11 protein-coding genes are annotated in these 11,967 nt (G+C 59.6%); 9 read left to right on the top strand and 2 right to left on the bottom strand.

What is annotated here, in order from left to right; translation table 11 throughout:
* Positions 1-98: 98 nt before the first annotated feature.
* The 3 genes from GOV53_RS10020 to GOV53_RS10010 all read left to right on the top strand — a co-directional run bounded on the left by GOV53_RS10020 (position 99) and on the right by GOV53_RS10010 (position 3,319).
* Complete coding sequence (locus GOV53_RS10020) at positions 99-770, top strand: HAD-IA family hydrolase (protein WP_170466093.1); 672 nt, start codon at positions 99-101, stop codon at positions 768-770.
* A gap of 39 nt (positions 771-809) precedes the next feature.
* The gene (locus GOV53_RS10015) at positions 810-2,000 is read left to right on the top strand and encodes a DegT/DnrJ/EryC1/StrS family aminotransferase (protein WP_170466090.1); all 1,191 of its coding nucleotides are present in this window, start codon (positions 810-812) and stop codon (positions 1,998-2,000) included.
* A gap of 155 nt (positions 2,001-2,155) precedes the next feature.
* Positions 2,156-3,319 carry an isovaleryl-CoA dehydrogenase gene (locus tag GOV53_RS10010; RefSeq protein ID WP_170466087.1) on the top strand — a complete coding sequence of 388 codons (1,164 nt, stop codon included), beginning with the start codon at positions 2,156-2,158 and terminating at the stop codon, positions 3,317-3,319.
* A 53-nt stretch (positions 3,320-3,372) separates the two neighbouring features.
* Here GOV53_RS10010 and GOV53_RS10005 read toward each other — a convergent pair whose 3' ends face one another.
* Positions 3,373-3,978, bottom strand: a complete 606-nt coding sequence (locus tag GOV53_RS10005; protein WP_170422581.1) for an OmpW/AlkL family protein — start codon at positions 3,976-3,978, stop codon at positions 3,373-3,375.
* 136 nt (positions 3,979-4,114) lie between these two features.
* Between GOV53_RS10005 and GOV53_RS10000 the strand changes: the two genes are divergently transcribed.
* A complete protein-coding gene (locus GOV53_RS10000; RefSeq protein WP_170466083.1) occupies positions 4,115-5,647 on the top strand; it encodes an AMP-binding protein in 1,533 nt (510 codons plus the stop codon).
* A 340-nt stretch (positions 5,648-5,987) separates the two neighbouring features.
* Here GOV53_RS10000 and GOV53_RS09995 read toward each other — a convergent pair whose 3' ends face one another.
* Positions 5,988-6,191: a hypothetical protein gene (locus tag GOV53_RS09995; RefSeq protein ID WP_170466080.1), complete on the bottom strand. Its 204-nt coding sequence runs from the start codon at positions 6,189-6,191 to the stop codon at positions 5,988-5,990.
* Between GOV53_RS09995 and GOV53_RS09990 the strand changes: the two genes are divergently transcribed.
* The 5 genes from GOV53_RS09990 (at position 6,169) to GOV53_RS09970 (ending at position 11,849) form a co-directional block, all read left to right on the top strand.
* Positions 6,169-7,773 carry a carboxyl transferase domain-containing protein gene (locus GOV53_RS09990; RefSeq protein ID WP_170466077.1) on the top strand — a complete coding sequence of 535 codons (1,605 nt, stop codon included), beginning with the start codon at positions 6,169-6,171 and terminating at the stop codon, positions 7,771-7,773. The two genes, GOV53_RS09995 and GOV53_RS09990, sit on opposite strands and share 23 nt — an antisense overlap.
* Positions 7,773-8,198 carry an ASCH domain-containing protein gene (locus GOV53_RS09985; RefSeq protein WP_170466074.1) on the top strand — a complete coding sequence of 142 codons (426 nt, stop codon included), beginning with the start codon at positions 7,773-7,775 and terminating at the stop codon, positions 8,196-8,198. The genes GOV53_RS09990 and GOV53_RS09985 overlap by 1 nt, the downstream gene beginning before the upstream one ends.
* 3 nt (positions 8,199-8,201) lie before the next feature.
* Positions 8,202-10,130 carry an acetyl/propionyl/methylcrotonyl-CoA carboxylase subunit alpha gene (locus GOV53_RS09980; RefSeq protein ID WP_170466069.1) on the top strand — a complete coding sequence of 643 codons (1,929 nt, stop codon included), beginning with the start codon at positions 8,202-8,204 and terminating at the stop codon, positions 10,128-10,130.
* Positions 10,131-10,196: 66 nt separating this feature from the next.
* Positions 10,197-11,051 carry a hydroxymethylglutaryl-CoA lyase gene (locus tag GOV53_RS09975; RefSeq protein ID WP_170422569.1) on the top strand — a complete coding sequence of 285 codons (855 nt, stop codon included), beginning with the start codon at positions 10,197-10,199 and terminating at the stop codon, positions 11,049-11,051.
* 9 nt (positions 11,052-11,060) lie between these two features.
* Positions 11,061-11,849: a crotonase/enoyl-CoA hydratase family protein gene (locus tag GOV53_RS09970; protein ID WP_170466067.1), complete on the top strand. Its 789-nt coding sequence runs from the start codon at positions 11,061-11,063 to the stop codon at positions 11,847-11,849.
* The last annotated feature ends 118 nt before the right edge of the window (positions 11,850-11,967 follow it).

Genomic DNA, 11,967 nt, shown 5'->3' with positions numbered 1-11,967 from the left:
TTTTATCCGCTGAGCTCAAACGCGCAAGCGGTACAGGCATCAAACAAGATTGCCGTTTGCAACACTTGCGGCGAAGACCCGCCGAATCAGGAGGCAATATGCGCACAGTCATCTTCGATCTGGACGGAACCCTGGCCGATACGTCGGGCGATCTGCTGGCGGCTGCCAACCACTGTTTTCGGCATATGGGACACGGGGATGTTCTGGTGCATACTGAGGATGCAGGCGTTGCCCTGCGCGGTGGCCGGATGATGCTGACCCACGGGTTGAAGCGGGTCGGGGCCTACGACGATGCAACCGTTCAGACCTACTACCCAATGTTGCTAGAGGCTTATGCAAAGGACATCGATACCCATACGCATTTCTATCCCGGTGCGTTGGACGCGGTAGAAGATTTGAGATCTGCTGGCTATGGCGTTGGTATCTGTACCAACAAACCCGAAGCCCTGGCGCAACAGTTGCTGACCCAGCTTGGGGTGCGCGATCAGTTCGCCTCGCTGGTGGGGGCGGACACGCTGCCGGTTCGCAAGCCTGATCCCGAGCCTTTGCGAGAGGCGGCGCGCCGGGCGGGGGGGCATCCAGACCTCTGTGTGTTGATTGGCGACTCAGATACTGACCGGAATACAGCGCGTGCCGCGGGCGTGCCTTCGGTTCTGGTGACGTTCGGACCCTCGGGCGAGGATATGGCCGCGTTGGAACCCGAAGCGCTGCTGCATCACTTTGACGATCTGCCGGATGTGGTCGCTCAGTTGATCGGTGTGGCAGCCTAGTCCCTTGACCCGAGGCCTTTGCAGGACCAAAACACCCGTATGACCGAGACATTCACTGGCAGCTTCACCCAGCAGGAACCTATCCCCGAAGAGGCGGTCGAGGCCGCCTTGGCCGTACTGCGCCACGGGCGTCTGCACAGATACAACGTCGTTCCTGGCGAGTTGGGCGAAACTGCCTTGCTGGAACAGGAATTTGCCGCCCAGACGGGAGCCAAATACTGTCTGGCCGTATCGTCGGGTGGCTACGCGCTGGCCACGGCCTTGCGTGCTGTCGGTGTCAAGCCGGGCGATCCGGTTCTGACCAACGCTTTCACTCTGGCACCGGTTCCGGGCTCAATTGCCTCGGTCAACGCGCGCCCCGTTTTCGTGGGCGTGACCGAAGGGCTTACGATTGATCTGGACGATCTGGAGGCCAAGCTAGATCAGGCGCGCGTTCTGATGCTGAGCCATATGCGTGGTCATCTGTGCAACATGGATCGGTTGATGCAGATGTGCGACGCCGCAGGCGTCACGGTAATTGAGGATTGCGCCCACACGATGGGGGCCGCATGGCGTGGGCAACTTTCGGGTCGTCAGGGCGCGATCGGGTGCTATTCCTGCCAGACCTACAAGCACGTCAACTCGGGTGAGGGCGGACTGCTGATCACCGATGACGAAGAATTGGCGGCCAAGGCGACGATGCTGTCCGGGTCGTACATGCTGTATGAACGTCACCTTGCCGCGCCGGCGCCCGAGGTCTTCGAGCGGATCAAGTATCACACCCCAAATGTCTCGGGCCGGATGGACAATCTGCGCGCTGCGATCCTGCGCCCGCAATTGCGCGATCTCGACCGACAGGTGGAGCGCTGGAATGAGCGCTATTTTGAGATCGAAAAAGGTCTGCGCGATACGCCGGGTCTGACCATCGTAGAACGGCCAGAGGATGAGACTTTTGTCGGATCGTCGATCCAATTCCTTTTGTTGGACTGGTCCGCCGATCGGATCAACGAAGTGATCAAGCGATGCGCCGCGCGCGGTGTCGAGTTGAAATGGTTCGGTGGGGCTGAACCCAACGGGTTCACCTCGCGCTATGACAGCTGGCGCTATGCTGACAGTAGCCCGCTGCCCAAAAGTGATCGAATTCTGGCTGGGATCGTGGATATGCGCGTCCCGCTGACGTTTTCGTTGGAGGATTGCAGGCTGATCGCCCGGATCATCCGCGCCGAGGTTGGTTCCGTCTATCAGTCTTGATCCAATTGAGTGCGCTGTCAGCGCACGCTTGATTGTTTGAAGCCGCCGCCCTGAAGAGGACGGCGGTTTGTTTTTGGCATGCTGTCGTTGACCCGATTCAGAATCGCTGCTATTTATTGAACAACTGTTCATTAATGCGAGAGAGGAGATCGCATATGTTCGCGGCGACCATGCAATTTGATCTGGGTGAGGACGTGAACGCCTTGCGCGAAATGGTACACCGTTGGGCGCAAGAGCGGGTTAAGCCCATAGCGGGTGAGATTGATTCCTCGAACGCATTTCCGAACGAACTTTGGAAAGAAATGGGCGACCTGGGCATGCTCGGGATCACCGTGCCTGAGGAGTACGGCGGGGCCGGGATGTCTTACCTTGCACATACTGTTGCGGTCGAAGAGGTGGCGCGGGCGTCGGCTTCGGTTTCGTTGTCCTACGGCGCGCATTCGAACCTTTGCGTAAATCAGATCAAGTTGAACGGATCAGATGAGCAAAAAGCAAAATACCTGCCCGGCCTGATCTCGGGTGAGCATGTTGGCGCGCTGGCCATGTCCGAAGCCTCGGCCGGGTCCGACGTGGTGTCGATGAAACTACGCGCGGAAAAGCGCAATGATCATTACCGCCTGAGCGGCAACAAATACTGGATCACCAACGGGCCAGACGCCGATACGCTGGTCGTGTATGCCAAGACCGACCCAGAGGCCGGGTCTAAGGGGATCACCGCCTTTCTGATCGAGAAAGAGATGCAGGGATTTTCCACGTCGCCCCATTTCGACAAGCTGGGGATGCGCGGATCGAACACCGCCGAGCTGATCTTTGAAGATGTCGAGGTGCCCTTTGAAAACGTTTTGGGCGAAGAGGGCAAAGGTGTCGCTGTCCTGATGTCAGGGTTGGACTATGAGCGTGTGGTGCTGGCCGGGATCGGGACTGGCATCATGGCCGCCTGTCTGGATGAGATCATGCCCTATCTGGCCGAGCGCAAGCAGTTCGGCAAACCCATTGGCAGCTTCCAGCTGATGCAGGGTAAGATCGCCGATATGTACACGGCGATGAACTCGGCGCGAGCGTATGTCTACGAGGTCGCCAAAGCCTGTGACCGCGGGGATGTGACCCGTCAGGATGCGGCGGCGTGCTGTCTCTATGCATCCGAGCAGGCCATGACGCAGGCCCATCAGGCCGTTCAAGCTATGGGCGGGGCCGGGTTCCTGGCAGATTCAGCGGTCAGCCGTATCTTCCGAGATGCAAAATTGATGGAGATTGGTGCGGGCACCAGCGAAATCCGCCGGATGCTGATCGGCCGCGAGCTGATGGCCGAAATGCTCTAAGGCAAAAAACGCCCCGCAGACGAGGTTACTGCGAGGCGTTCTTCATTAAAGGATCAGAACTTATGGACGTAGGAAACGCCAACAAGGATGGGGTCGATCTCGGCTTTGCCGATGTTGGTTCCATTCAGTTTGACGTCCGAGTCGATATCGAACCAGCGCACGTTCAGGCGAACCGCGCCGTTATCCGACACCATGTAGTCCAGACCGGCCTGCAGCGAGACGCCGAAGGAATCGTCGACTTTCAGGTCGCCCAACGCAGATTGTTCGTCGAAGAAGAATGTGTAGTTCAGACCTGCGCCGACATAAGGCTTCCAAGCGCTGTTGGTCGGGAAGTGATAATTCAGCGACAGGGTGGGCGGCAGGTGCTTGACGGTGCCAGCTTCGGTGCTTCCGCCCAGGGTTACGGTGTGCTTGAACGGCGTTGCGGCCAGCAGCTCGATACCCAGATTGTCGCGGATGAAGTACTCGGCGGTGAAGATCGGGCGTGTGTCCGAGTCAATGTCGGCATTCAGCCCGGCCAGCGTACCGTTGTCGGATTTGGGATTCAGGTAACCGACACCAACACCGACAGTCCAGTCGCCCTGCGATTGGGCGAAGGCAGGGGCGGCAAGCGCCACCAGCGCGGTCGAAAGTGTCAAAGCGGCGAGTTTATTGGTCATGATCTTGCCTTTGATTCAGTTGATAAGGCTGACTTGCCAGTCGTTGCAGATCGACACTCTGATCTGCATCAAGTTTTTGTGACGGGGGCGCTCGTGGCACCCTGCGTAACACGCAGAAAAATAAGGGATTTGGCTTGTGCTAGAAGCTAGGCGCATACTGGGTTTGCGTGCAGCGGGCGGCTGGGACATCCCTGATCGTCTGAACATGGCACGCCAGTGTTTGTCGCAACCGCCTGAACAGGTCGCGCTGATCGACCTGACCGGGGCCGAGATGCAACGGGTCACCTACGCGCAGCTTGCCGACATGAGCGACGGGATCGCGCGCGCCTTGTTGAAGCGGGTGCAACCTGGGGATCGCGTGAGCGTGCTTCTCAGCCAGTCGCCGTGGTGCGCAGCGGCGCATCTGGCGATCTGGAAAATTGGTGCAATATCAGTTCCGTTGTTCAAACTTTTCAAGCAGGATGCCTTGCTGTCCCGGATTGGTGATGCCGGTGCTCAGGTTGTGCTGACGGATCTGGACGGCGCTGCGCTGCTGGGGGATTTGGCGGAACCGTTGATCGTCGACCAGATCGGCGAGAGCGGCGAGGATGTGCCATTTGCCGATACCGGCCCCGAAGACCCTGCGGTGCTGATCTATACCTCTGGTACGACGGGCAGCCCGAAGGGTGCGCTGCACGGCCATCGTGTTTTGACAGGGCATTTGCCGGGCGTGTCCATCAGTCATAACAACTTGCGCGAGGGTGACTGCCTCTGGACTCCGGCGGATTGGGCCTGGATTGGCGGGCTGTTCGACGTGCTGATGCCCGGACTGGCGCTGGGCATTCCGGTCGTCGCAGCCCGGCTGGACAAGTTCACCCCCGAGGCCTGCGCTGACGTTGTTGCGCGCGGCGGAGTAAAGAACGTGTTCTTCCCACCAACCGCGCTGCGCATGCTTAAGGCGTCGGATCAGGCGATCCCCGGCCTGCGCTCGGTCGCGTCAGGTGGTGAGCCGTTGGGGGCCGAGATGTTGGCTTGGGGGCAGCAGGCCTTTGGCCTTACGGTCAACGAATTCTACGGACAGACCGAGTGCAACATGGTGGTGTCCTCTTGTGCCGAGGATTTCCCCGTGCAGCCAGGCTGCATCGGGAAGCCGGTGCCGGGGCATGAGGTTGCGGTGATCGACGAAGAGGGCAATCTGACCAGTGAAGAGGGCGATGTTGCTATTCGGCGCGGTTCAGCCTCGATGCTGCTGGAATACTGGAACCGGCCCGAAGCGACGGCAGAGAAGTTCCGGGGCGATTGGCTGATCACAGGCGACCGCGGCGTGTGGGAAGGTGAATACCTGCGTTTCGTCGGCCGCGATGACGATGTGATCACGTCGGCAGGCTACCGCATCGGCCCCGCCGAGATCGAAGATTGCCTGCTGACCCATCCGGCGGTGGCGACGGTGGGCGTGGTCGGCAAACCCGACCCGCTACGGACCGAGATCGTGAAGGCCTATGTGGTGTTGAAGCCGGGGGCCGAGACTGAGGAACGAGAGTTGCAGGATTGGGTCAAGGAGCGTCTGGCGCATTATTCGTATCCGCGCGAGGTGGCGTTTCTGGAAGAATTGCCGATGACGGTGACGGGCAAGGTGATCCGCAAGGAATTGAAGGCGCGGGCGGCGGGAGAACACCAACGTGGCTCATGATACTCTTCCTGATCGTCTGAACAACTTGATCTGGCGGGCCATTTGCTTTCCTTGCACAGTCAATTGCCCCGTTTGCGATTCAGCAATTTCTCAAAAAGAGATGTTCAGATCGCTTAGCAGGTTCAATCGGCCCGCCAAGAATTTATGGCGAAATTGCCCGTCTTGTGGGTCTTCCTTGCGTATTGAGCGAGGGGCACACACTAGACTGATAGTTGCACAAAAAATGCTGGTGTTTCTGATCAGCGCAGGTTTTGGTTTCGCTGTGTTTTCAAAGATCGGTACGACCAGCTATTTTCACGAAGCACGAAGAGGTTTTGAGCCAAACCTTATGGGGTACCTTTTAACCATCGTCTTTTTTGTTCTTCCAGCGGTCGGGATGACCGGTAGACTCTTCCGCATTGAGGTCGCCGAATGATAATTCTGAATGACCCACGCGCATTGCGTCTTTTGCTTTTTTTCGAACAGTCCGCGAATAAGCTTGGAAGTAAGTTCCTTGCAGTTGCGGTGCCTCAGGAGGTCTTATGAAACTCACATCCAAAGCCATGCCCACCTCCGAGGGTTTCAAGGCCAATCGAACCGCCCATCTCGACGCGCTGGCGCAAATCTCCTCAGCTGCCGAAGCAGCACGCATGGGCGGGGGTGAGAAATCCCGTGCCCGGCATGAATCTCGCGGCAAAATGCTTCCGCGTCGCCGCGTGGCGAACCTGCTGGACGCGGGGTCTCCGTTCCTGGAAATCGGCGCGACGGCGGCGCATGGGATGCATGGCGACGCCGCGCCGTGCGCTGGGGTAATCGCGGGCATTGGCCGGGTGCAGGGCCGCGAGGTCATGGTGGTGTGTAATGACGCCACCGTGAAGGGCGGCACCTATTACCCGATGTCGGTCAAAAAGCACCTGCGCGCGCAGGAGATTGCCGAGGAAAACCATCTGCCCTGTATTTATCTGGTCGATAGCGGCGGCGCGAACCTGCCCAATCAGGATGAGGTCTTCCCGGACCGCGACCACTTTGGCCGCATCTTCTACAACCAAGCGCGGATGAGCGCGAAGGGCATCCCTCAGATTGCGGTCGTGATGGGCTCGTGTACTGCGGGCGGGGCTTATGTTCCGGCGATGTCGGACGTGACGATCATCGTGAAAGAACAGGGTACGATCTTTCTCGCCGGACCGCCCCTGGTCAAGGCCGCGACCGGAGAGGTCGTCAGCGCCGAGGATCTGGGCGGCGGCGACGTACACACGCGCCTGTCCGGTGTGGCAGATTATCTGGCCGAGGATGATGCCCATGCGCTTGCCTTGGCCCGTCGGGCGGTTGGGTCACTGAACTTGCACAAGCCGCAGACGGTGGATTGGGCCAGCCCCGAAGACCCGGCCTATGATCCTGAGGAAATCTTGGGCGTTGTTCCCGCCGATTTGCGCACGCCTTATGACATCCGTGAGGTGATTGGGCGTCTGGTCGATGGCTCTCGGTTCGATGAGTTCAAGCCGCGTTTCGGTGAGACGTTGGTGACCGGGTTCGCCCATGTCAAAGGCTGCCCGGTCGGGATCATTGCCAATAACGGCGTTCTGTTCTCGGAAGCCGCGCAGAAGGGTGCGCATTTCGTCGAGCTGTGCTCGCAGCGTCGCATCCCGCTGGTTTTCCTGCAAAACATCACCGGCTTTATGGTCGGTCGGAAATACGAAAACGAAGGCATCGCACGGCATGGGGCCAAGATGGTGACGGCGGTGGCCACGACGTCGGTGCCCAAGATCACGATGCTGGTGGGCGGTTCGTTTGGGGCCGGGAATTACGGCATGGCTGGGCGCGCCTATCAGCCCCGGTTCCTGTGGACCTGGCCAAATTCACGGATTTCGGTGATGGGTGGCGAGCAGGCCGCAGGCGTTCTGGCCACGGTCAAACGCGACGGGATCGAGCGGCAGGGCGGCTCGTGGTCGGCTGAGGAAGAGGCCGAATTCAAACGCCCGACGCTGGATATGTTCGAGGAACAATCACATCCGCTCTACGCCTCTGCCCGGCTGTGGGACGATGGCATCATCGACCCGCGCAAAAGCCGCGATGTTCTGGCCTTGTCGCTAAGCGCCGCTCTGAATGCCCCTATTGAAGAGACACGTTTCGGCGTGTTCAGGATGTGATGACAATGGGCCTGAAGGATTTACTGGACCGCTACCCTGGGGCACAAACCTTCAAATTCGGCGATAGCGCAAAGCTAAGCGCTGATTTGCTGGCGCTGGTTCGCGCGGGCCGGAAAACGGCAACCTGTGGAGCTTTGCGCGACTATCCAAGCGGTAGCCCTGAAACTCCTGTCGTTGGTCGGCGAGATATAGCGTTGGACTGGGATGATCGCCCGGCTCTGGTGATCGAGACCGTCGATGTTTCGATCTGTCGTTTCTGCGATATGACAAAGGATTTTGCGTTGGCCGAGGGTGAAAACGACACGCTAGAAGGATGGCGCGAAGACCATCGCCGATACTTTGAGCGAAATGGTGGTTTCGACCCAGAGATGGAACTGTTGTGTGAACGGTTCCGCCTTATCGAAGATCTGGCGATTGAGGTGTAAGAGATGTTCAACAAAATCCTGATTGCCAACCGGGGTGAGATTGCCTGCCGGGTTATGGAAACGGCTCAGAAGATGGGCGTGGCTTGCGTAGCGGTCTATTCTGATGCGGATGCTTCCGCCAAGCATGTTCAGATGGCGGATGAGGCGGTCCATATCGGCGGTGCAGCCCCTGCCGAGAGCTATCTGAAGGGCGATGTAATCATTCAGGCAGCACTGGACACCGGCGCACAGGCGATCCATCCGGGATATGGCTTTTTGTCCGAGAACCCGGATTTCGTGGACGCGGTGGAGGCTGCGGGTCTGACATTCATAGGCCCCTCTGCTGACGCGATCCGAAAGATGGGCCTCAAAGACGCCGCCAAGGTTCTGATGGAACAGGCGGGTGTCCCAGTTGTACCCGGCTATCACGGCGACAATCAGGACCTCGAGCATCTGGCGGGCGCGGCTGACGCCATCGGATACCCGGTTCTGATCAAAGCCGTTGCCGGTGGCGGTGGCAAAGGCATGCGTCTTGTCGACCGCCCTGAGGATTTCGCGGCCGCTCTGGACAGCGCGCGGGGCGAGGCGCGCACCGCCTTTGGCAATGACGCGGTTCTGGTCGAAAAATTCGTCGCCAAGCCGCGCCACATTGAGGTGCAGGTCTTCGGTGACGGCACCCATGCGGTGCATCTGTTTGAACGGGATTGTTCACTGCAGCGCCGCCACCAGAAAGTGATCGAAGAGGCTCCGGCCCCTGGTATGACATCTGAGATGCGCGAAGCGATGGGGCAGGCCGGCGTGCGCGCGGCTGAGGCGATTGGCTACAAAGGGGCAGGGACGGTTGAATTCATCGTTGACGCCTCGGACGGTCTGCGCCCGGATCGGTTCTGGTTCATGGAGATGAACACGCGCCTTCAAGTTGAACATCCGGTGTCTGAGGCGATCACGGGCGTCGATTTGGTCGAATGGCAGCTGCGCGTGGCGGCAGGGGAAAGCCTGCCGAAGAAGCAGGATGACCTGACGATCACCGGGCATGCGTTTGAAGCACGCCTCTATGCCGAGGATGTGCCGAAGGGGTTTTTGCCTGCGACCGGTACACTGACGCATCTGCAGTTCCCCACGATCTGTCGTGCCGACAGCGGCGTGAGTGCGGGCGATACGATCAGCCCTTGGTACGATCCGATGATCGCCAAGGTGATTGTGCATGGCCCGACGCGAGCGGTTGCCTTGGAACAGCTTCATCGCGCGCTGCAAGAGACCGAGGTCGCGGGAACGGTCACAAACCTGAGTTTCCTGGGGGCACTGACGCGCCATTCCGGTTTTGCGGCAGGCGACGTCGATACCGGCCTCATTGGCCGCGACTTGGATGCGCTGATTCAGGTCGCGTCCGTCCCGGCAAGAACCCTTGTGGCCGCTGCTATGACAGCTTTGGGTCTGGTCGATACCGCTGAAGAAACTGGGTTCTCGCTTTGGGCACCGCTGCATCGCGCAGTTCAGTTGCAGGCGGGTGACGTCGTTGATCTTGATGTTCAGGTCGAAGGTCCAAACCACCAGGTCTGGCAGGTAGGCGAAGACACTCTGCGGGCTGAGCGTGGTGTGGGTGGATGGCTGATCGACGGTACGCCGATGCCGTGTGTCGCGATTGCTGGCGCACAGGTAACGGTCTTCGACAACTATGGGCAAGTCTTCGAAATTGTTGACCCGCTGGATCGAGATACGAGTGCAGCAGGGGATACCAACGTCATCGAAGCCCCGATGCCCGGACTCGTCAAAGCCGTCTTTGCACAGGTCGGTCAGGCGGTGCAGGAAGGCGACCGGCTGGCGATCCTTGAGGCGATGAAGATGGAGCATTCACTGCTGGCGGCCCGTGATGGTGTCGTGGCCGAGGTTCTGGCCGAAGACGGTACGCAGGTCGAGGCGGGGGCCGCTCTGGTTCGGCTGAAAGAGGAATGATCTGTCCAGTTTCCGCGCAACGTGGCACAGTCGAAGGGAACGCGGCAATTAGAGAAGGGCGCAGTCATGGGTGATCGGGTCGAAATCTTCGAAGTGGGTCCGCGCGACGGGTTACAGAACGAAAAACGTGAGATCCCTGTGGCCGAAAAGGTTGCGCTGGTCGATTGCCTAAGCCGCGCGGGGTTCAACCGCATCGAAGTGGCCAGCTTTGTGTCACCCAAATGGGTGCCGCAAATGGCGGGCAGCGCGGATGTGCTGGCCGGGATCACGCGCGCGGATGGGGTCAGATATGCAGCGCTGACGCCCAATATGCGAGGATACGAGGACGCTCTGGCTGCAAAGGCGGATGAAATCGCGGTATTTGCATCAGCGTCCGAGGGGTTCTCGAAAGCCAACATCAACGCGACCATTGAGGAGTCGATCGAACGTTTCACTCCGATCCTCGAGGCCGCGCGTCACATTGACCTGCCGGTCCGCGGGTACGTCTCATGCGTGACCGATTGCCCCTTTGACGGGCCAACCCCGCCCGAAAAGGTGGCCGAGGTCGCAGACCGTCTGTTCTCGCTGGGGTGCTATGAGGTGTCGCTGGGCGATACGATCGGGCAGGGGACGCCCGACACTATTGCTCATATGCTTCTGGCGGTGCGCGAGCGTGTTCCGATGACCCGGCTGGCGGGGCATTTTCACGACACCAATGGGCGGGCCATAGACAATATTGACGCCGCGCTGGCGCTGGGCGTTCGGGTATTCGACAGTGCCGTGGGGGGCTTGGGTGGTTGTCCTTATGCTCCGGGAGCGGCTGGAAACGTAGCGACCGAAGCGGTTGTCGCCCATCTGGAACGGCTTGGATATCAGACCGGAATCGGTCTGGGTATCATCGAGGAGGCCGCGCAAATGGCGCGCGCCATGCGGTCCGAGTAAGGAGCAGTTATGTTTGAAACACTTTCGCTGGTCACGGATGACCGTGGCGTTGCTACTCTGACCCTGAACCGCCCGGACAAGCACAACGCCATGTCGGCGCAAATGATCACCGAACTGACCCAGGCAGCAGCTCAGCTGGGCGGTGACGAAACAGTGCGCGTTGTCGTTCTGACCGGTGCCGGCAAAAGCTTTTGCGCTGGCGGAGATCTGGCGTGGATGCAGGCGCAGATGGCCGCCGATCCCGAGACGCGTTTTGTCGAAGCGCGCAAGCTGGCCGAGATGCTTCAAGCGCTGAACACGCAGAGCAAACCTCTGATCGGTGTGGTGCAAGGCAATGCGTTCGGTGGCGGCGTCGGGTTGGCCTCGGTTTGTGATGTGGCAATTGGCGCAGATACGGTCAAAATGGGCCTAACGGAAACCAAGCTGGGTTTGATCCCCGCGACGATCGGTCCTTATGTCATCGCGCGTATGGGCGAGGCCCGGGCGCGGCGGGTGTTCATGTCTGCCAGACTGTTCGATGCGGGCGAGGCGGTGGAGCTGGGCTTGTTGGCCAAAACGGTGCCTGCCGACGCGCTTGAGGATGCGATTGAGGCCGAAGTTTCCCCATATCTTGTCTGCGCTCCGGGTGCTGTGGCGTCCGCAAAACAACTGGTACGGCAGTTGGGTCCACGCATTGACGATGCCGTGATCGATCGCACGATTGGTCAACTGGTCGACAGGTGGGAAACCGACGAGGCCAGAGAGGGAATCGGCGCGTTCTTCGAAAAACGAAAACCTGCATGGATTAGTAAGGTTTAGGCGCTACCTGCACAGCAGTTGAGGCTGGGCATGCGGGGGCCGCGTCAAGACGATTATTAGTCCCCTGCGCGTTTGTGTTCGGTTGACCCTCTGACCCCGCGCGGATACAGAATGTCCA

It is taken from the genome of Ruegeria arenilitoris (assembly GCF_013035315.1).
Lineage (GTDB): Bacteria > Pseudomonadota > Alphaproteobacteria > Rhodobacterales > Rhodobacteraceae > Ruegeria > Ruegeria arenilitoris_D.
The sequence above is the reverse complement of the archived record's forward strand: the minus strand, read 5'-3'. Positions and strand labels throughout refer to the sequence as shown.

Coding starts and splice junctions, on each gene's coding strand:
- GOV53_RS10020 (WP_170466093.1), top strand. CDS start 99: ATGCGCACAGTCATCTTCGATCTGGACGGAACCCTGGCCGATACGTCG.
- GOV53_RS10015 (WP_170466090.1), top strand. CDS start 810: ATGACCGAGACATTCACTGGCAGCTTCACCCAGCAGGAACCTATCCCC.
- GOV53_RS10010 (WP_170466087.1), top strand. CDS start 2,156: ATGTTCGCGGCGACCATGCAATTTGATCTGGGTGAGGACGTGAACGCC.
- GOV53_RS10005 (WP_170422581.1), bottom strand. CDS start 3,978: ATGACCAATAAACTCGCCGCTTTGACACTTTCGACCGCGCTGGTGGCG.
- GOV53_RS09990 (WP_170466077.1), top strand. CDS start 6,169: ATGAAACTCACATCCAAAGCCATGCCCACCTCCGAGGGTTTCAAGGCC.
- GOV53_RS09995 (WP_170466080.1), bottom strand. CDS start 6,191: ATGGCTTTGGATGTGAGTTTCATAAGACCTCCTGAGGCACCGCAACTG.
- GOV53_RS09985 (WP_170466074.1), top strand. CDS start 7,773: ATGACAATGGGCCTGAAGGATTTACTGGACCGCTACCCTGGGGCACAA.
- GOV53_RS09980 (WP_170466069.1), top strand. CDS start 8,202: ATGTTCAACAAAATCCTGATTGCCAACCGGGGTGAGATTGCCTGCCGG.
- GOV53_RS09975 (WP_170422569.1), top strand. CDS start 10,197: ATGGGTGATCGGGTCGAAATCTTCGAAGTGGGTCCGCGCGACGGGTTA.
- GOV53_RS09970 (WP_170466067.1), top strand. CDS start 11,061: ATGTTTGAAACACTTTCGCTGGTCACGGATGACCGTGGCGTTGCTACT.